The sequence below is a fragment of the Actinoplanes sp. CA-051413 genome (assembly GCF_050955795.1).
Taxonomy (GTDB): Bacteria; Actinomycetota; Actinomycetes; order Mycobacteriales; family Micromonosporaceae; genus Actinoplanes.
Window position 1 is genome coordinate 5,320,565 of the sequence record NZ_CP192100.1, and the last position, 17,681, is coordinate 5,338,245.

Annotated in this window: 17 protein-coding genes; 9 read left to right on the forward strand and 8 right to left on the reverse strand. The window is 72.8% G+C overall.

Annotation, left to right across the window (positions count from 1 at the left end):
• The first annotated feature begins 9 nt into the window (after positions 1-9).
• On the forward strand, positions 10-879 hold the full coding sequence (locus ACQP2Y_RS25090) for a bifunctional 5,10-methylenetetrahydrofolate dehydrogenase/5,10-methenyltetrahydrofolate cyclohydrolase (RefSeq protein ID WP_433717448.1): 870 nt from the start codon (positions 10-12) through the stop codon (positions 877-879).
• Here the strand turns inward: ACQP2Y_RS25090 and ACQP2Y_RS25095 are convergent.
• Positions 869-1,918 (reverse strand): glycoside hydrolase family 26 protein, encoded by a 1,050-nt coding sequence (locus ACQP2Y_RS25095; protein WP_433717450.1) that lies wholly within the window; start codon positions 1,916-1,918, stop codon positions 869-871. The two genes, ACQP2Y_RS25090 and ACQP2Y_RS25095, sit on opposite strands and share 11 nt — an antisense overlap.
• The gene (locus ACQP2Y_RS25100) at positions 1,915-2,727 is read right to left on the reverse strand and encodes a polysaccharide deacetylase family protein (protein ID WP_433717452.1); all 813 of its coding nucleotides are present in this window, start codon (positions 2,725-2,727) and stop codon (positions 1,915-1,917) included. Before ACQP2Y_RS25100 ends, ACQP2Y_RS25095 begins: the two co-directional genes overlap by 4 nt.
• Positions 2,728-3,030: 303 nt before the next feature.
• Here ACQP2Y_RS25100 and ACQP2Y_RS25105 point away from each other — a divergent pair, with 303 nt between their 5' ends.
• The 4 genes from ACQP2Y_RS25105 to ACQP2Y_RS25120 all read left to right on the forward strand — a co-directional run bounded on the left by ACQP2Y_RS25105 (position 3,031) and on the right by ACQP2Y_RS25120 (position 5,894).
• Positions 3,031-3,273 (forward strand): hypothetical protein, encoded by a 243-nt coding sequence (locus ACQP2Y_RS25105; RefSeq protein ID WP_360833060.1) that lies wholly within the window; start codon positions 3,031-3,033, stop codon positions 3,271-3,273.
• A 66-nt stretch (positions 3,274-3,339) separates the two neighbouring features.
• Positions 3,340-3,990, forward strand: coding sequence for a hypothetical protein (locus ACQP2Y_RS25110; protein ID WP_433717454.1), 651 nt, complete (start codon positions 3,340-3,342; stop codon positions 3,988-3,990).
• 16 nt (positions 3,991-4,006) lie between these two features.
• Positions 4,007-4,678 (forward strand): nucleoside/nucleotide kinase family protein, encoded by a 672-nt coding sequence (locus ACQP2Y_RS25115; protein ID WP_433717456.1) that lies wholly within the window; start codon positions 4,007-4,009, stop codon positions 4,676-4,678.
• 34 nt (positions 4,679-4,712) lie between these two features.
• Positions 4,713-5,894, forward strand: a complete 1,182-nt coding sequence (locus tag ACQP2Y_RS25120; RefSeq protein ID WP_433717458.1) for a metallophosphoesterase — start codon at positions 4,713-4,715, stop codon at positions 5,892-5,894.
• Positions 5,895-5,903: 9 nt separating this feature from the next.
• On the opposite strand, the gene ACQP2Y_RS25125 is transcribed toward ACQP2Y_RS25120, so the two are convergent.
• Positions 5,904-6,191, reverse strand: coding sequence for a DUF1905 domain-containing protein (locus ACQP2Y_RS25125; protein WP_433717460.1), 288 nt, complete (start codon positions 6,189-6,191; stop codon positions 5,904-5,906).
• A 189-nt stretch (positions 6,192-6,380) separates the two neighbouring features.
• On the opposite strand from ACQP2Y_RS25125, the gene ACQP2Y_RS25130 reads away from it, so the two are divergent.
• Positions 6,381-9,842, forward strand: coding sequence for an ATP-binding cassette domain-containing protein (locus ACQP2Y_RS25130; protein ID WP_433717462.1), 3,462 nt, complete (start codon positions 6,381-6,383; stop codon positions 9,840-9,842).
• 52 nt (positions 9,843-9,894) lie between these two features.
• On the opposite strand, the gene ACQP2Y_RS25135 is transcribed toward ACQP2Y_RS25130, so the two are convergent.
• The 3 genes from ACQP2Y_RS25135 to ACQP2Y_RS25145 all read right to left on the reverse strand — a co-directional run bounded on the left by ACQP2Y_RS25135 (position 9,895) and on the right by ACQP2Y_RS25145 (position 12,290).
• The gene (locus ACQP2Y_RS25135; protein ID WP_433717464.1) at positions 9,895-10,299 is read right to left on the reverse strand and encodes a PPOX class F420-dependent oxidoreductase; all 405 of its coding nucleotides are present in this window, start codon (positions 10,297-10,299) and stop codon (positions 9,895-9,897) included.
• Positions 10,300-10,332: 33 nt separating this feature from the next.
• A complete protein-coding gene (locus ACQP2Y_RS25140; protein WP_433717466.1) occupies positions 10,333-11,220 on the reverse strand; it encodes a S1C family serine protease in 888 nt (295 codons plus the stop codon).
• Between the two features lie 134 nt (positions 11,221-11,354).
• Complete coding sequence (locus ACQP2Y_RS25145) at positions 11,355-12,290, reverse strand: saccharopine dehydrogenase (protein WP_433717468.1); 936 nt, start codon at positions 12,288-12,290, stop codon at positions 11,355-11,357.
• Between the two features lie 71 nt (positions 12,291-12,361).
• On the opposite strand from ACQP2Y_RS25145, the gene ACQP2Y_RS25150 reads away from it, so the two are divergent.
• The gene (locus tag ACQP2Y_RS25150) at positions 12,362-13,297 is read left to right on the forward strand and encodes a helix-turn-helix domain-containing protein (RefSeq protein WP_433717470.1); all 936 of its coding nucleotides are present in this window, start codon (positions 12,362-12,364) and stop codon (positions 13,295-13,297) included.
• Positions 13,298-13,314: 17 nt separating this feature from the next.
• Here ACQP2Y_RS25150 and ACQP2Y_RS25155 read toward each other — a convergent pair whose 3' ends face one another.
• The gene (locus tag ACQP2Y_RS25155) at positions 13,315-14,796 is read right to left on the reverse strand and encodes an amino acid permease (protein ID WP_433717472.1); all 1,482 of its coding nucleotides are present in this window, start codon (positions 14,794-14,796) and stop codon (positions 13,315-13,317) included.
• A 269-nt stretch (positions 14,797-15,065) separates the two neighbouring features.
• Here ACQP2Y_RS25155 and ACQP2Y_RS25160 point away from each other — a divergent pair, with 269 nt between their 5' ends.
• A complete protein-coding gene (locus ACQP2Y_RS25160; RefSeq protein WP_433717474.1) occupies positions 15,066-15,893 on the forward strand; it encodes a GNAT family N-acetyltransferase in 828 nt (275 codons plus the stop codon).
• Here the strand turns inward: ACQP2Y_RS25160 and ACQP2Y_RS25165 are convergent.
• Positions 15,878-17,011: an alkane 1-monooxygenase gene (locus tag ACQP2Y_RS25165; protein ID WP_433717476.1), complete on the reverse strand. Its 1,134-nt coding sequence runs from the start codon at positions 17,009-17,011 to the stop codon at positions 15,878-15,880. The two genes, ACQP2Y_RS25160 and ACQP2Y_RS25165, sit on opposite strands and share 16 nt — an antisense overlap.
• Before the next feature lie 77 nt (positions 17,012-17,088).
• On the opposite strand from ACQP2Y_RS25165, the gene ACQP2Y_RS25170 reads away from it, so the two are divergent.
• Positions 17,089-17,664, forward strand: coding sequence for a TetR/AcrR family transcriptional regulator (locus ACQP2Y_RS25170; protein ID WP_433717478.1), 576 nt, complete (start codon positions 17,089-17,091; stop codon positions 17,662-17,664).
• Positions 17,665-17,681: the final 17 nt, after the last annotated feature.

The window sequence follows — 17,681 nt, forward strand, 5'->3', positions numbered from 1 at the left end:
GGAAGCTGTATGTCCGTAGAGCATGAAGCAAGGCTGCTGCCTGGCAAGCCGGTGGCCGACGAGGTCCTGGCCGACGTCGCGCAGCGCGTGACGAAGCTGCGCGAGGCCGGCGTCCAGCCGTCGCTGGCGACCGTGCTGGTCGGCGACGACGACGCCAGCGCCGGGTACATCCGGATCAAGCAGCGCCAGGCCGCCGAGCTGGGTTTCGTCTCGCCGCACGTGCACCTGGGCGCGGACGCGACGCAGGACGACCTGCTGCGGGCGATCGACCAGCTCAACGCCGACCCGGCCGTGCACGCCCTGCTGATCCAGTACCCGCCGCCCGCGCACATCGACTACGACGCGGCGCTGCTGACCGTCGACCCGGACAAGGACGTCGACGGCATGCACCCGCTCAACCTGGGCCGGCTGTCGGTGGGCCTGCCCGGGCCCCGGCCGTGCACCCCGGCCGGCATCGAGGCGCTGCTGGCGTACCACGACGTGCCGGTCGCCGGCCGTGAGGTGGTCATCCTGGGCCGGGGCGCGACCATCGGGCGCCCGCTGGCCATGATGCTGGCGCAGAAGCGGCCGACCGCGAACGCCGCCGTGACGGTCGTGCACACCGGCGTGCCGGACTGGCAGCGCTACACCCAGCGGGCCGAGATCCTCATCGCCGCCGCCGGCGTTCCCGGCATCATCCAGCCCGAGCACGTGAAGCCGGGCGCGACGGTCGTCGGCGCCGGGGTGCGCTACGAGGGCCGGCGGCTGCTGCCGGACGTGGCCGAGGAGGTCGCGCAGGTCGCCGGGGCGATCACCCCGCGGGTCGGCGGCGTGGGCCCGACCACCGTGGCGATGCTGTTCCGCAACGCGATCGAGGCGGCCGAGAAAGCTAACCGCTGAACCGCGCGCTCGCCGCCATCGCCTTGTACGCCGCCAGCGACTCGGCGTCGGTGTCGATGCGCCACTTCTCCTCGTACCCGGGGTGGGTGTCGGTGTCGAACCAGGTCACCGCGCCCACCGCCGGGTGCGCCTCCACCCAGCGCGCGAAGAGCGTGATCCAGTCGGCCTTGGTCCGGCCGCCCCGGTCCACCGAGCCCACCTCGGTGATCATGATGGGCTTGCGCGCGGCATAGGCCTGGTAGATGCCGGCGAACAGCTTGTCCGGGGTCTCGCGGTGCAGGTTGTAGCCGGAGACCCCGACCCAGTCGACGTACTCGTCACCGGGGTAGAGCGCCGCGAAGGTGTTCCACTCCGCGGCCGGGTCGGAGTTCCAGTTCGGGCTCCACACCCAGGACACGTTGGTGGCCTTCTCCTCGGCGAAGATGCGGTGCAGGCGCCGCCACGCGGTCACGTACCCCTGGCCGTCCTTGCCGTTGCGCGCGGCACTCCACTTGTACCAGTCGCCGTTCATCTCCCAGCCCCAGCGCAGCAGCACCGGCCGGCCCTGGCGCTTGAGTTGCCGCGCGGCCCGGGCGATGAGCGCGTCGCTCGCCCCGGAGTTGATGTCGGTCAGCGGGCAGCCGCGCCAGGACACCATCGGGGTGGCCTTGGCCGGCAGGCCCTCGACCGCCTGCGGCAACGTGTCGGTGAAGTCGTAGAAGACGTGCACGATGCGCTCGTCGCGGCCGAGCTGGTTGCGGCGCAGGGCCAGGCTCTCGGTCAGCGACCTGCCCTCCAGCCCCAGGTAGGCGCCGAGCATCGCCTTGCCGGGCCGGAACGGCACCGGTCCGCCGCCCTTGGTGACCACCGCCGGCGTGGGGCTCGTGCTGGGCTTCGCCGACGCGGCCCGGCCCGGTGAGCTGGTGGCCTCGGCCGGGGTCTCGTCGCTACCGATCGCGCGGACGGCGAGGACGGCGGCCGGCACGGCGGCGAGCGCGGCGAGACCACCGACGAGGTGCCGGCGGGTCAGCCCGCGCGCGGCCCGGTGCGCCGGCGTCACGTGAGGTTCCGGCCGGTCGCCCGGGCGACCCGGCGCACGGCCCGCCAGCCGGGCTGGGCGAGCTGCTTGAGCCGCGGGACCAGCGGCGAGCCGCCGCCGGCGACCAGGGCGACGAGGTCGGCGCCGGTCATGGCCGGGGTCGGCTGCAACCGGGGTACGGCGAAGCGCCGCTCCCCCGGCCGGTGCAGCCGCCGGCCGACCTCGGTGGCGTTGTCGTGCCCGGCGGCCAGCACCGCGGCCCGGACCTTGGCGCCGTTGTAGCCGTGCGGGTACGCGAAGCTGCGCACCCGGCGCTGCAGCCGCTGCTCGAGCTCCTCCTTGCTGCGCAGGGTCTCCTCGCGCAGCTGGGCGGCGCTGAGCACGTCGAGCGGGTGGTGCAGCAGGCTGTGGTTGCCGATCTCGATGCCGGCGTCGGCCACCTCGGCGAGCTCGTCCCAGGTGAGCAGTCGGCCGAAGTCGGGCGCCCAGCGGCCCAGCCAGCCGGCCGGTGTCCCGAGGTGACCGACGGAGGCGTAGAGGGTGGCCCGGGCGCCGGCCTCGGCCAGCACGGGCACGCCGGCGGTGAGGAAGTCGCGGTAGCCGTCGTCGAAGGTGACCGCGATCAGCTTGTCGGTGCTGCCGCGCTCCAGCTCGTCGAGCGCCTCGGACAGCCCGACGAGGCGGTAGCCGGCCTCGGTGAGCGCGCCGAGCTGCTGGGCCAGGCGGCTGCGGGGCACGGCGAGATCACTCAGCGGGCCGCCGACGGCGGACACGGAGTGATACATCAGCGCCGGCATGGACTCCCATGCCGGCGGCGCCGCAACGGTCACCGTTCGTTCCTCCCACACCTGACGGACATGACCATTATCGGTCGCCATCCCGGCAAGCTTCGGGGTTCGCGCAACTCGGCCCCGGGCCCGGTCCGCGGCACGTCGTGGCCGTTCAGGCCACGTTACGGCGCAGTTTCCGAGGTGTCCAGCACGGCCGCCGGGCCGCCGATCGACATATCGGCGTCGGTCATTCTCTTCAGCGCCGGCGGATCCGGCACGGGCCGGTCCCTCTACCGAAAGTCATAGCCGCGATCCGGCTGCGGAGGGAAGCGGAACACCCGCCGTCACGGCGAAGGTGTGAGCATGAAACCGGACCGCACGCGACGACTCGCCGAGGCCACCCTCGAGGCTGGGCTCGTCCTCGGCGTCGCCGCGCTGCCCACCGCCTGGCGGGTGCTCGACGCGCGGCTGGCCCTGGTGCTGGCGGGCATGCTGCTGGCGCTCACCGCCGCGACGTACGCGTTACACGCAGTGACATTCGACTGCTTCCTGCTGACGGGCCACCGCGCCCGGCGCCAGTTTTCTTATACCCAGCGTAAGGAGTGAACCGCCGGACATCCTGTTGCGTACCCCCGGTTGCAGCGTCCTCAAAGACCCCGGGGAGTGAACAGGATGTTCCGGCTCATCCAACTCCGAGCACAGCACGGCGTACCCCGCATCGGGATCGACCCCGACGGCTACGGCAGCGAACAGGCCGCCCTGACCCGCTACCGCGAGTCACCGACGGCGTACTTCGGGATCGGCCGCTTCGACGAGGCCGGCCGGCTCGCCGAGATCATCATGGACACCGTCTGCAGCCCGGCCGCCGACTGCCCGCGGCCCGCCATGGTGGTGCACGCCGAGACGTTCCGGCCGCTCTGCGACACCTGCTCGTTCGGCCTCGAGGTGCTCACCGTGCCGGAGCTGGCGCTGCACCTGGGCGTCGTGGTCCGGATGGCGCCGGTGCTGGCCCCTTCCGGTCGCCACGCCGCACCCGACGAGACGTACTCGGCGAGCAACCGGATCGCCCGCGAGTTCGCCACGCACGTCGACGACCCGGTGTGGCGCATGGAGCTGTGCGCGGAACTGGCCCGGACCCCGTCGGCGGTCAACGGCCTGCTGATCGGGGTCGGCGCGCTGAGCCACCGCGACGTCCTCGACCACTATCCGGCGCTGTGCGCGCTCGGCACCCAGCTGCCCGGCGTCATCCACAGCGACCTGGTACGCGCCATGACAAGGCCGCTCTCCCCGGCCGGTGTCACCGCGTTGCGGCTGGGGCTGTAACCCGTACCGTACGGGCATGACCGTCACGTTCGAAGGGCTCGTCGACCGGGCCCGGGCGCTGGTCCGCGACGGCCGCCGGGCGATCCTGGGCATCGCCGGCGCACCGGGCGCCGGCAAGACCACGCTGGCCGAGGAACTGGTCGCGGCACTGGCGAAGACGGCCGGCCCGGAATGGGTCACACACGTCCCGATGGACGGCTTCCACCTCGCCGACGTGGAGCTCGAACGGCTCGGCAACCGCGACCGCAAGGGCGCGCCGGACACGTTCGACCCGCTGGGCTACGCCGCCCTGCTGCGCCGCCTGCGCGAGGACACCGACGAGATGATCTACGCGCCGGGCTTCGAACGCGTCATCGAACAACCGGTCGCCGGCACCATCGGAGTGCCCCGCGCGACCCGGCTGATCGTCTCGGAGGGCAACTACCTGCTGGTCCCGACCGGCGGCTGGGAACAGGTCCGGCCCCTGCTCGACGAGGTCTGGTACGCCGACCTGGACCAGCAGTCACGGCTGCGCCGGCTGATCGACCGGCACCGGCGCTTCGGCAAGAACGAGCACGACGCGGCCCGCTGGGCGACCGGCACCGACGAACGCAACGCGACGGTGATCGCGGCCACCCGGGACCGGGCGGATCTGCTGGTCCCGGCCGCACTGATCCGCAGCATCGGCACCCCACCCCCGCCGCCCTGACCGTCCGCCGGCCGGGCCGTGGCAGACTTCTGCTGTGTCTGTCGGTGAAACCGTCGAGACCGAGCCGCGTCGCCGGCCCGGCCGCGCCCTGCGATTCGGCCTGATCGTTGCCGCCGTGCTCCTGCTGTTGTTCGGCGTGCCCTGGTGGACCCTGGTCTGGTCCGGCAACGACTGGCCCGGCGCCGTCTTCGCCGCCGGCACCGCGCTGTTCGCTGTCGCCGTCGTGGCCTTCCCGTTCCTGATGTTCAGCGGGCACGGCCGGCACCATCGCGACGGCGCCGCCCGGGCCGCCGACACCATGCTCGGCGTCGTCTGGGTGCTGTTCGTCTGGTCGCTGCTCGGCAACGTGCTGCGCGCGGTGCTCGCCCTGGCCGGCGTCGCCGACCCGGCCCGGTCCCGGATCGTCACGGCGTCGGTCGCGGTGGTCGCGACGGTCCTGCTCCTCTGGGGGTACGCCGAAGCGATGCGCGTCTCCCGGGTCCGCCGCATCGACGTGCGCATCCCCCGGCTCGGTAAGGGGCTCGACGGCCTGAAGGTCGTGCTGCTGACCGACACCCACTACGGCCCGATCGACCGGGCCCGCTGGTCGCGTGGTGTCGTCGACGTCGTCAACTCGCTGGAGCCCGACGTGGTCGCGCACACCGGCGACATCGCGGACGGCGAGGTGGCCCAGCGCCGCGAGCAGGCGGCCCCGCTCGGTGACGTCCGCGCCCGGCTGGCCCGGGTCTACGTGACCGGCAACCACGAGTACTTCAGCGGTGCCCAGCGCTGGGTCGAGCACATGGCCTCGCTGGGCTGGGAGGCCCTGCACAACCGGCACGTGGTGGTGACCCGCAACGGCGACAGCCTGGTCGTGGCCGGGGTCGACGACCGTACGGCCGCGGGCTCGGGCGTGCCCGGACACCACATGGACCACGAGGCCGCCCTGGCCGGCGCCGACCCGGAGCTGCCGGTGCTGCTGCTGGCCCACCAGCCGCAGCAGGTCACCGGCGCGGTGGCGCACGGCGTCGACCTGCAGCTGTCCGGGCACACCCACGGCGGGCAGATGTGGCCCTTCCACTACCTGGTCCGGCTGGACCAGCCGGTGCTGCAGGGCCTGAGCCGGCACGGCGAGCGCACCCAGCTCTACACCTCGCGTGGCACCGGTTTCTGGGGGCCGCCGTTCCGCATCTTCGCGCCGAGCGAGATCACCCTGCTCACCCTGCACGCGGCCTGAGCCCGGCGGTCAATTCAGGCGTTCCAGCAGGTGCACGGTCACGCTGGCACCGGCCTCCTTGCCGATGCGGCGGCGCAGGGCCGTCTTCACCGGCAGCTTGTGCCGGCCGTCGCCCAGCGCCATGAACGAGCTGGTGAACGGCTCACCGTCGACCGTGCCGCGGACCTTGACCAAGCCGCGGGTGCCGAAGAGCTCGGCCGAGCCCGGCATGATCACGTACGTCCAGCCGTTGTCCGCGCCGCTCTTCTCCAGCACGGCCGTGAACTCCGTATCGAGCGGTCCGGCGGTCAGTGTCATCGTGTGCTCCCGGTGCCGGGGCGCCTCCGGCGGGCGCCGTCACCCGTGGGTAGAAGCCAGTACCGGTTTTTCGACGTTCCCGCCATGGTGACGCACGTGATAACCCGCGGCCGCGTAATTGCGTTGAGTCCGCACCCGCACGCACCGCAGGATGGAGTCACCGCCTTCCCCTATCCGTGAGGACTTTCGATGCGCCTGCTCCGCGACTTATGGGCGACTTCGCCCCGGCGCACCGGTCTCGTGGCGGTCCTCATCGTCCTGGGCGCGGCCGGGCAGGCCGGCGCCCTCGGCCTCGCCGGCGCCGTGCTGGTCAACCGGTCGGTGCCGCTGTTCACGCTGCTCGCCATCGCCCTGGTGGCGTCCGTGCTCAGCGACGTCATCGTCGGCCTGGTCGTCGCCGGGCTGACCGCCGACTGGGCGGCCACTGTGCGCCGCGGCCTGTGCCGGGTCGCCTTCGGCCAGGAGCTGCCATCCCTGGAGAACACCCCGGTCGGCGAGCTGCTCGACCGCATCGACAGCGACGTCTACCAGGTCGGCTCCGAGCTGCGCGGCAGCGGCGTACGGCTGGCCCAGTCCCTCGCCGTGGCGGTGCTCTCCATCGTCACCGCCTTCTTCGCCTGGTGGCCCGCCGGCATCGGCATGCTGCTCGTCTCGATCCTGCTGGTGGCCGTGCTGACCAAACCGGTCCAGCGCATCTCGCCGCTGCGGGTGCGCGAGGAGGAGGCCTGGTCCGACCTGGCCGCCGTGATGGAGGAGTCCGTCCACGGTCAGGACGACGTCCGCACCAGCCTGGCCGCCCCGTACGTCCGCCGGCTCTACGCCCAGCGCGCCCGCGAGGTGCTGATCCGCGGCCGCAAGGTGTGGACCACGTCGTCGCGGGTGACCCTCAGCGCCGGGGCGATCACCCGGGTGCTGATCGCGGGACTCGTGATCGTCGGCGCCTGGGCACTGACCGCCGGGCACGTCGACGGGGCCCGGCTCACCGCGGTGTGGCTGCTCGCGCTCGGCTTCGGCGGCACGCTGGAACACGTCACCCGGATGGTGCCGGAGCTCCAGAACGCGCTCGGTGCCTGGAGCCGCGTGCAGTCGCTGCGGGCCGTACAGCAGGAGCCGACCGCCGGGCTGCCGCCGGTCGACGGCGACCTGCACGTCCGGGATCTGACCTTCCGCTACGGCGAGGCCGACTCCGGGCGCCCGCCGGCGCTGCGCGGCATCAACCTGTCCTTCGCCCGCGGCCGGTCCTACGCGCTGATCGGGCGCACCGGCTCGGGCAAGTCGACGCTGGCCAAGGTGCTCACCCGGGCCGTGGACGTGCCCCGCGGCACCGTCTTCCTCGGCGGCACCGACATCGTCGACCTGGACGTCGAGGGGCTGCGCCGGTGGACGGCGATCGTCCCGCAGCGCACCGAGATCCTGGCCGGCACCCTGGCCGAGAACATCGCGCTGTTCGACCCGGAGCTGCAGCCGCAGGCCGGCGCCGCGCTGGAGGAGCTGGGCCTGACCTCGTGGGCCGACGCGCTGCCCGACGGCATCGACACCCGGCTCGGCGAGGGCGGCTACGTCCTCTCCGCCGGGCAGGAGCAGCTGGTCGCGTTCGCCCGGATCCTGGTCCGGGACCCGCACGTGGTGATCCTGGACGAGGCCACCGCCCGGATGGACCCGGTCACCGAGTCCTGGGTCCAGCGCGCCACCGACCGGCTGCTCGAGGGCCGGATCGGCGTCATCGTCGCGCACCGGCTGTCCTCGGTGCGCCGCTGCGACGAGGTCGTGGTGCTCGCCGACGGCCAGGTGCTGGAGGCCGGGCCGCTGCGCGCATCGCAGCGCTTCGCCGAGCTGCTCGCGAGCTCCAACGTCACGGCGCCCGCGCGCACGTCCGGCGGGGTGGCCCTGCTCGAACGCGAGCCGGAGGAGCCGCTGCGCACCGAGCTGGGCAACACGCTGCCGCTGGCCGATCCGCCGCCGCTGCCGCCGGTCCCCCGCGCGCACACCATGCGCGAGATCGCCCGGCTGGCCACCAACGACCCGCGGTACGGCCTCGCCGCGATCGCGTTCTTCATCGTCCTGGTGCTGCTCGGCCTGGACGGCGCGATCCTGCCGCTGCTGTGGTCGCAGGTCGTCGACGGCATCGGCGACCCGATGTGGCCGGCGATCGGCATCACCGCCGGGTTGATCGTGGCGATCCCGGCGCTGTACTACACCGGCGCCTGGTTCCCCGAGTGGTGGGTCCGGCAGATGCTGCGGATCAGCATGCGGCTGGTGCACGGCCAGATCGGCCCGCGCCGGGTCAGCAAGTACACCCCGGCCGAGGTCGTGGCCCACGGCGGCGACACCGAACGCGTCGTCATGCTGGCCGACAACCTGATCGACACCTGCGTCAGCCTGGTCATGATCGTGGCCATGACGGCGGCCTCCCGGTCGTTCGTGCCGGCCGCGTTCTTCATCGGCACGATGGTGATCTCCGGTCTGGCCGCGACGCTGTTCGGTCCGCGGCTGGAACGCGCGGCCCGGCACACGGTCGCGGCCCGCGCGGCCTTCGCGACCGCGCTGGTGTCCTCGCTGTCGGCGGCCCGCACGGTGAAGCTGGCCGGCGCGACCAACTCGGTGCTGGAGCATCTGGCCGGGCTGGACGCGTCCCGCAGCGACCGGCAGCGCCGGGAGATCTCGATCCAGGTGTGGGCCCGTTCCACGCCGTCGGTCGTCAGCGGCCTGCTGCCGATCGCCGCCTGGGCGATGTACCTGGCCGGCAACCTGTCGGCGGCGGCGACGCTGATCGCGGTGGCGACCCTGGGCGCGGCCCGGTGGTTCGCGTGGACCACGGCCTCGCTGGTGTCGCACTTCCCGTCGGCCCGGGTGTGGACGCGTCGCACGGTGGCGATGGCCGGGGTGGCGGAGTATTCGTCGGCGGTGCCGGGCGTGGACATCGCGCAGGGCACCGCGGACGCGCCGCCGGCCCCGCCGCGCAACCCGTTGCGCACCTTGGAGCTGTCCGGCTTCAGCGCGGTGCACGAGAACGGCACGGTCGGCGCCCAGGACATCGACCTGGTCGTCGAGCGCGGCCAGCTGGTGCTGGTCGTGGGCCCGGTCGGCGCCGGCAAGTCGTCGCTGCTGCGGGCCCTGGCCGGGATCGTGCACCACACCGGGTCGCTGACCTGGAACGGCCGGCCGGTGGTCGAGCCGGAGGTGTTCCTGCGGCCCAACCAGGTCGGCTACGTGGCCCAGCTGCCCCGGGTGCTGTCCGGCACGGTCGCGGACAACATCCAGCTCGGCCACGAGGTGGATGCCGCCGACGCGGTGAGCACCGCGCAGCTGGAGCACGACCTGGCGGCGGCCGGCGGCGGCCTGCAGCTGCTGATCGGCCACAAGGGCACCCGGCTCTCCGGCGGCCAGCTGCAACGGCTGGCGCTGGCCCGGGCCCTGGCGCCGCGCACGGAGCTGCTGATCGCCGACGACGTGTCGTCCGCGCTGGACGTCACGACGGAGCTGGAGCTGTGGCGGGCCCTGCGCGAGCACGGCGTCACGGTGGTCGGCTCGACCTCGAAGCGCGCGGCGCTGTCCCGCGCCGACAAGGTGGTCGTGCTGATCGGCGGCCGCGCGGTGGCGCAGGGCACCTGGCGTGAGCTGGAGGACAGGTACGGCCACCTGGCCGGCTGAGTGATCGCCGGCGGCGGGATCCCGTCGCCGGCGTTCGCGGTCGCCCGGCCGGCTACCGGCGGACCACGTCCCGCTTGCTCGGGACCAGGGCGTGCGGCTCGCTGTCCGGGTCGTCGATGCCGAAGCTGATGATGCGGCGCGGGTGGATCCGGATGATCGCCTCGCCCTCGGCCGGCTGGACCGCCTCGGCGACGCCCCGGATTTCCAGGCAGCGCACCCGCCACGGGTCCGTCGAGGGCAGGTCGTCGACGACGAAGGCGACCCGCCCGTTGTCCGCGACGTTGCGGTACTTGCGGCTGGCGGCCATGTGCCAGCCGCTGATGTCGATGGTCGCCAGGTCGCTGTTCCAGCGGAAACCGACCGGGCTGACCTGCAGGGTGCCGTCGGGCTGGGCGGTCGCCAGGCGACCGAGCGGCTGGCCGGCCAGGTAGGCGAGTTCTGCTGCGGTGAAGGTCATCCCCACAGTCGACAACCTGCACCCAGCTTCAGGTCAAGAAGCGGCCTGTGTTTGCAGTTGCCGCACCACACTCGTGACCGTGCCGGCCGGGATGGCGAAGCCGACGCCGACGCTGCCGGTGCTCTGGTCGCTGGCCGTGGCGATGGCGACGTTGATGCCGATGACGTTGCCGGAGGTGTCGACCAGGGCGCCGCCGGAGTTGCCCTCGTTGATCGGCGCGTCGGTCTGCAGCAGGCCGGTCAGCTGCTCGGTGCCGGTGCCGACCGCACGGTCGAGGGCGCTGACGATGCCGGAGGTGACAGTGCCCTCCAGCCCGAGCGGTGCGCCGAAAGCCAGCACGGTGTCGCCGACGGCCACGCTGTCGTCCGCTCCGAACGTGGCCGGGGTCAGCCCCGACACCCCGGTCGCCTGCACCAGCGCCAGGTCGTGGGTGCTGTCGGCGGCGACAACCTTGGCCGGCACGGTACGGCCATCGGCGAGCCGCACGCTGACCGTGCCCCCGGAGGCGATGACGTGGTTGTTGGTCAGAATCAGCCCGTCGGCACTGAGCACGACCCCGGAGCCGAGCGCCGACTCGTTCGCGCTGTCGATGAGCACGGTGACGATGCTGGGTGCGACCTTCGCGGCGATCGGGGCGAGACTGTTGCTCTCGCTCACGGCCAATGCGGTGGCGGTGGTCGCCGTGGCGGCGGTGGTGGCCGGGGCCCGGTCGGCGTAGTGCTCGGCTAGGAAGCCTCCCGCCGTACCGCCGCCGGCGATCAGCGCGAGCACCGCGGCGCCGCCGGCGACCCGCCGCGGCCAGTGCCGGTCTCCCCCGCCACGGTGACTGATCACGTCGGGCGGCAGCGGCGGAGCCGGCGGGGTGGTGCCGGTGGACGTCGTGTCCTCGGTGTACGGGGGCCGGGTCAGCAGATCGGTCATGGCGCGCCTCGCCTCATCAGTGAGCGGTGATGACCCCACTGTGGCCCGGCAGGTTGTCAGCGGCCGGTGAGCCCTCTGTGCGTTGCCTGTACAGCCCGGGGCTCCCGGGCAGCTCCGGGAGCACCGCGGTCCGGTCAGCCGAGCGTCAGAAACCGCGGGCTGAGCGCGTTCAGGAAGTCCTTGGGATCGAAGCGCGCCCCCACCGAAGCGACACCGGCCGACGCGCCCTCACCGGCCAGGATCCGCGCAGCCGCTTCCACGACCAGCGGCGCGGTGACCGCGTAGATGTCGCGGCCACTCGCCACCGCCCGGCGTTCCTCGCCACCCGAGCGAGCCACGACCTCCACCAGGAAGGTCTGCGCCGACCGTCCGTGCTCGTCGACCGCAACGGGCCCCGACGGATCGGCGGCGAGCAGGTCGTCGACCGCGTTGCTCGTCATGACCGTGGAGATCTCGGGGACGTCCAGATGGGTCGGGATCACGGCACTGTCGGCCGTCGTGAACTCACCGACCACCGGGCGGGTGCCCACGGGCGCCGGAAAGGTCCACTCGGTGCGGGGCGCGTCGCCGGTGCGGTGCTGCAGCCGGCCGCCGGTGTAGGTGACGCGCCGGCCGTCGCGGCGCTGCGCGGAGACCCGGCCCGTCGCCCGGGTGCCGGGGGTGGGGCGCCAGCTGCTGAGGGCGTACGCGATGGTCAGGTGATCGGCGACCGGCCGGTCCCCCACCGCCGCGGTCGCGAGCAGATCGGCCAGGCCGCCGTAGAAGGCGGCCGCCGGCACGATCGGGATGGCCGCGCCCGGGAAGGCGGCGAAGGTGTCCGCGACGACCTCGAGCTCGGCGGTGACATCGAGATACGGAATCCCGGCCCGGATCGCGGCCCCGATTGTCGGCGCGGCGGTCGCGACGAACGGACCGGCGCAGTTGATCACCGCGTCGGCGTCCCGGAACGCCTGGTCCAGGTCGGTGGCGCGACCGCAGGAAATCGGCGTCATCCCCCGCCGCCGCAGCTCGGCGACGACAAACCCGCCGGTGTGACCCCCGGCGCCCAGCACAGCGATCCGCTCACTCATGGTGATCAGCCTGGCCGACCCGATCCGGTACGGCCAGTGTCCGCAACGCCGTACCCCGTACAGTTTCGGACATGCCCTCCGTCGCCCTGGCCGTCACCCACGGCACCCCGCTGTTCGAGCTCGCCGCGGCGTGCGAGGTCTTCGGCGTGGACCGCGACCTGGCCGCCCCCTGGTACGACTTCACCATCTGCGGCGACGACGGCGCAGCCGTCGGCGGCTGGCTCAAAGCCGGCATCCAGCACGGCCTGGAAGCCCTGGCGCAAGCCGACACGGTGATCGTCCCGTCCTGCCGCGACGCCGCCGAACCCCCACCGCCGGCCCTGGTCGCCGCCGTCCGCGCAGCCCACGAGGCCGGAGCCCGGGTGGCGTCCCTGTGCACGGGCGCCTTCATCCTGGCCGAGGCCGGCCTGCTGAACGGCCGGCGCGCAACAACCCACTGGGCGCACACGGCGCTGCTGAGCGACCGCTACCCGGCGATCGACGTCGACCCCGACGTGCTCTACATCGACGACGGCGACGTGCTGACCTCGGCCGGCAAGGCGGCCGGCATGGACCTCTGCCTGCACCTGGTCCGGACCGACCACGGTACGGCAGTGGCCAACGCCCTGGCCCGCACCCTGGTGGTGCCCCCGCACCGGCAGGGCGGCCAGGCCCAGTTCATCCCGGCCGCGGTGGGCCACGGGCCGGACCACGCGCTGGCGGAGCTGCTGCCGTGGGCGCTGGAACGCGTTGCTTCGCCGCTGACGGTGCGGGAGCTGGCGCGCCGGGCGGGGATGAGCTCACGGAACCTGGCGCGGCACTTCAACGCGGTGACGGGGGTGAGTCCGTTGCGGTGGCTGCTGACCCAGAGGGTGCGGTTGGCGCAGGAGTTGCTGGAGACGTCGGACCTGAGCGTCGAGCAGATCGCGTCACGGACGGGGATGGGCACGGCGACTACGCTGCGGCGGCACTTCAATCAGCAGCTCGGCGTACCACCGGATACCTACCGGCGAACGTTCCGCCCCTGAGCAACCGCGCCGTCGGCTCAGCGGGCCGACCTCGCCCCCTCGGCCTCGCGTTCCGCAGCCCGGCTGTTGCGTCGCCCGTACGTCAGATAGACCACCATCCCGATCCCCAGCCAAGCCAGGAACCGCAGCCACGTCTCCACCGACAGGTTCGTCATCAGATACAGACACGCCAACGCCGACACGATCGGCAGGACCGGGGACAGTGGCACCCGGAACGGCCGGGACAGCTGCGGCCGGGTCCGCCGCAGCACCGGCACCGCCACCGACACCACCACGAATGCGAACAGCGTCCCGATGCTCACCAGGTTCGCCAGCGACGACAGTGGCACGAAGCCCGCCAGCAGCGCGATCCCCACCGTCACCGCGATGGTCGTCCGGTACGGCGTGCCCCAGCGGGGGTGGACCGCCCCCACCTTGGGCGGCAGCAGCCGGTCGCGGGACATCGCGAAGCCGATCCGGCCGATCGCCACGATGTCGACCAGGATGACGCTGGTCAGGCCGGCCACCGCCGCGATCGAGACCAGGGACGAGGCCCAGCCCGCGCCCACCGCGTCGAAGGCCGAGGCGATCGGGGCGCCGCGGTCGATCTGGCGGTAGTCGACCATGCCGACGACCACGAACGAGACCGCGACGTACAGCAGAGCCGACACGCCCAGCGTGCCGAACAGGCCCAGCGGGAGGTCGCGGCGGGGGTTGCGGGTTTCCTCGCCCAGGTTGGCCACGGCCTCGAAACCGGTGTACGCAAAGAAGACCACCGCCGCCGCGGTCAGCACCCCGGCCACCCCGAACGCCGACGGGTCGATGCCGAACAGCAGCTGGGACAGCGGGCGGGTCAGGCCCGACGCGTCGTCCTCGGCCGGTTGCGACGGCGGGACGAACGGGGTCAGGTTGGCCGCCTTGATGAAGAAGGCACCGGCGATCACCACGAAGACGCAGATCGCCACCTTGACGGCGACCAGCAGGTTGGTGACGCGCGACGACTGGCGGATGCCCATCGTGGCGACCGCGCCCAGCAGCAGCACGATCGCGACCGCGCCCAGGTTGACGACGCTGTCCTCGCCGAAGAACGTGCCGGGCAGGGCGAAGAGTTCGGCCAGGTAGCCGGACCAGCCGCGGGCGACCACGGCGGCGCCCAGGGCGAACTCCAGCACCAGGTCCCAGCCGATGATCCAGGCGACGATCTCGCCCATGGTCGCGTACGCGTAGGTGTAGGCGCTGCCCGCGGTCGGCACGCTCGACGCCAGTTCGGCGTAGCAGAGGGCGGCGAGCAGGCTGGCCACCCCGGCGAGCGCGAACGCCACGATGACGGCCGGGCCGGCGTGGTCGCGGGCCTCGATGCCGGTCAGCGTGAAGATGCCCGTACCGATGACGATGCCGATCCCGAAGCCCATCAGGTCCAGCGGCCCCAGCCGCCGGCGCAGCCGCCCGTCGCCCTCGCGGCCTTCCTCGGCCTGGTCGCCGCTCTGGGCCAGGACGACCTCGATCGGTTTGGTCCGCATCATCGACACGGTGGGCTCCCCTCTGTCCGGGACGGCTGGCGCGGCTTGCGGTTACCCCCGCTGCGGCCCGACCATGCCTATGGTGATGCGACGCGGCAGCCGCACCGACGAGAGGGCTCCGGATGGTTTCCCGGCCGGAGATGGGCCGTGGCGATCGCGACACTCCTGGTCGGACCCGGCTGTGGCCTGCCGTTGTGGCTGGCGTTGCAACAGGTCGGACGCCCGGACAGGACCTGAAATCCGGTTGACCGGCGTGATGGGGTTGCACCGTGATCGACCTTTCTCGCGGGCTGTCCCCGGCAGCTCTCAGCGCCATCGAGGACCTGGAACGCCGGGTCGTCGCGGCCGACGGCGGCCGGCTCAAGCTGGAGTGGAACGCGCTGCGCCACCGCTCCGGGCAGGACGTCGAGGACGTGCTGTGGTGGGACGGCGAGCGGCTGCTCGGTTTCCTGGGCCTCTACGCGCACAGCGCGCCCACCATCGAGCTGGCCGGCATGGTCGACCCCGCCGCGCGACGCCACGGCATCGGCACCGCGCTGCTGGACGCCGCGCTGGAGCTGTGCCGGCAACGCAAGCCCGGCTCGGTGCTGCTGGTCGTGCCCCGGCACTCGGCGGCGGGGCGGTCGCTCGTGCAGCGCCGCGGCGGCAGCCTCGACCATTCCGAGCATGCTCTCCAGCTGCTCGATGAGCCGGCCGAGGTGCCCGCCGATCCGCGGGTCGCCGTCCGCCCGGCAACTCCCGCCGACACGGACGCCGTCCGGGAGCTGCTGCGCCTGGGCTTCGGCTGGGAGCCGCCGGAGTCCGCCGGCCAAGACCCCAATGCCCTCGTGGTCGAACGGGACGGCCGGGTGGTCGGCACCGCCCGGGTCAATCGCGAAGACGACCGGGCCGGGATCTACGGCTTTGTCATCCACCCCGACCTCCAGGGACGCGGCATCGGGCGGGACGTGCTGCACCGCATGTGCCGTACGGCCCGGGCCGAGGGCGCGGCAGTCGTCCACCTGGAGGTGGCCACCGACAACGACCGGGCCCTGAACCTCTACACCTCCCTGGGCTTCCAGCCGGTGATCACCGAGGACTACTACGCGCTCGCCTGACGGGGGCCCGGGCCGGTGTTGGCCAGGCTCGCGTCGCCGCCGTAGTGGGCCAGCACCCGGCGGTCCATCAGGCGCCGCCACACCGGGGGCACCAGCGCGGCGACCAGCATCGTGGCGTAGCCCGCCGGCAGTTGCGGGGACACGTCGAAGCTGCGCAGCACCTGGTAGCGGCGCAGCGGGTTGGCGTGGTGGTCGCTGTGACGCTGCAACTGGAACAGGAACACGTTGGTGACCAGGCGGTCGCTGTTCCAGCTGTGCCGCGGGTCGACCTTCTCGTAGCGCCCGGCCGGGTTGCGCTGCCGGCGCAGGCCGTAGTGCTCCAGGTAGTTGACCACCTCCAGCAGTGAGAAGCCGACGACGGCCTGGGCGAGCAGGAACGGCAGGACGCCCGGACCGTACGCGACGGTGAGCGCGACGACCAGCACCACCGTCATCGCCCACGCGTTGAGGACGTCGTTGCGCGGCGTCCACGGACTGCGGGAGCGGATCCGGAAGCGCTGGGTCTCCAGCCGCCACGCCGAGCGCAGGCTGCCCAGCACCGTACGCGGCCAGAACCGCCAGAAGCTCTCCCCGAGCCGTGAACTGGCCGGGTCCTCCGGGGTGGCGACCCGCACGTGGTGTCCCCGGTTGTGCTCGACGAAGAAGTGGCCGTAGCCGGTCGGCGCGAGGGCGATCTTGGACAGCCAGCGTTCCACGTGCTCGCGCTTGTGGCCCAGTTCGTGAGCCGTGTTGATGGCCACGCCGTTGACGATGCCGATGGTCAGCACCAGGCCGAGGCCGCCGACCAGGCTCGGTCCGCGCGTCCAGACGGCGCCGGCCACGATCAGCGCGGCGTACTGGGCGGGCAGGTAGAGGTAGGTGATCCAGCGGTAGTAGGGCGAGCGTTGCAGCGCCGGCACCAGGTCCTCGGGCGGGTTGGCCCGGTCCTCGCCGATGAGCAGGTCGATGGCGGGGATCAGGCCGAAGACGACGACCGGGGTGAGCAGCCAGGCCAAGCCGGTGTCCCAGCGGGCGGCCACGGCGAGCGAGACGAACGGCAGCGCGGGGATCACCAGGGCGAGCGGCCACAGCGGGCGCTTGGTGTCCCGCCAGGCGGGGGCGGTGACGATGGGAGCCATGCCGTCATCCTTTACACGAGCTATGCTCGTGTCAATATTTTGGACATGTCCATGCGTCGCGTCTAAGGTTTGCCGCGATGAGTTATCGCGAGGAGAAGAGCCGGCAGCTGCGTGAGGCGATAGTGGACGCCGCCCGGTCGGCTGCCGTGTCGCAGGGCTGGGCGGCGGTGAAGATGGCCGACGTCGCCGACGCGGTCGGGGTGAGCCGGCAGACCGTCTACAACGAGTTCGGTAACAAGGCCGGAGTGGCCGAGGCTCTGACCGCCCGTGAGGTGAGCCGGTTCGTCGACGCGGTCCGGGCCGAGCTGCTCGCCCACGGCGGCGACATCCGGGCCGCGGGCGAGGCCGCCATCCTGCGCACGCTCACCGAAGCCGCCGACAATCCGCTGGTCAAGGCCATCCTGACCGGCACCGAGGGCGACGACGGTCTGCTGCCGTACCTGACGACCCGCTCCGAGCTGGTGCTGACGACGGCGAGCGCGGTCGTCCGGGACTGGGCGTCCGCGCACGTCCCGGAGGCCGGCGCGGACACCGTGGCCGCCGCCGCCGAGTCCATCGTCCGGCTGGTACTCAGCCACGTCGTGCTGCCGTCCGCCCCGGCCGAGCAGACGGCCGCCGTGCTGGCCGACACCCTGGTCCGGCTGCTGCGCTGAAACCCCCGGACCGGGAA

Coding starts and splice junctions, on each gene's coding strand:
- ACQP2Y_RS25150 (WP_433717470.1), top strand. CDS start 12,362: ATGCCCTCCGTCGCCCTGGCCGTCACCCACGGCACCCCGCTGTTCGAG.
- ACQP2Y_RS25090 (WP_433717448.1), top strand. CDS start 10: ATGTCCGTAGAGCATGAAGCAAGGCTGCTGCCTGGCAAGCCGGTGGCC.
- ACQP2Y_RS25110 (WP_433717454.1), top strand. CDS start 3,340: ATGTTCCGGCTCATCCAACTCCGAGCACAGCACGGCGTACCCCGCATC.
- ACQP2Y_RS25135 (WP_433717464.1), bottom strand. CDS start 10,299: ATGACCTTCACCGCAGCAGAACTCGCCTACCTGGCCGGCCAGCCGCTC.
- ACQP2Y_RS25105 (WP_360833060.1), top strand. CDS start 3,031: ATGAAACCGGACCGCACGCGACGACTCGCCGAGGCCACCCTCGAGGCT.
- ACQP2Y_RS25155 (WP_433717472.1), bottom strand. CDS start 14,796: ATGCGGACCAAACCGATCGAGGTCGTCCTGGCCCAGAGCGGCGACCAG.
- ACQP2Y_RS25130 (WP_433717462.1), top strand. CDS start 6,381: ATGCGCCTGCTCCGCGACTTATGGGCGACTTCGCCCCGGCGCACCGGT.
- ACQP2Y_RS25140 (WP_433717466.1), bottom strand. CDS start 11,220: ATGACCGATCTGCTGACCCGGCCCCCGTACACCGAGGACACGACGTCC.
- ACQP2Y_RS25165 (WP_433717476.1), bottom strand. CDS start 17,011: ATGGCTCCCATCGTCACCGCCCCCGCCTGGCGGGACACCAAGCGCCCG.
- ACQP2Y_RS25170 (WP_433717478.1), top strand. CDS start 17,089: ATGAGTTATCGCGAGGAGAAGAGCCGGCAGCTGCGTGAGGCGATAGTG.
- ACQP2Y_RS25115 (WP_433717456.1), top strand. CDS start 4,007: ATGACCGTCACGTTCGAAGGGCTCGTCGACCGGGCCCGGGCGCTGGTC.
- ACQP2Y_RS25145 (WP_433717468.1), bottom strand. CDS start 12,290: ATGAGTGAGCGGATCGCTGTGCTGGGCGCCGGGGGTCACACCGGCGGG.
- ACQP2Y_RS25125 (WP_433717460.1), bottom strand. CDS start 6,191: ATGACACTGACCGCCGGACCGCTCGATACGGAGTTCACGGCCGTGCTG.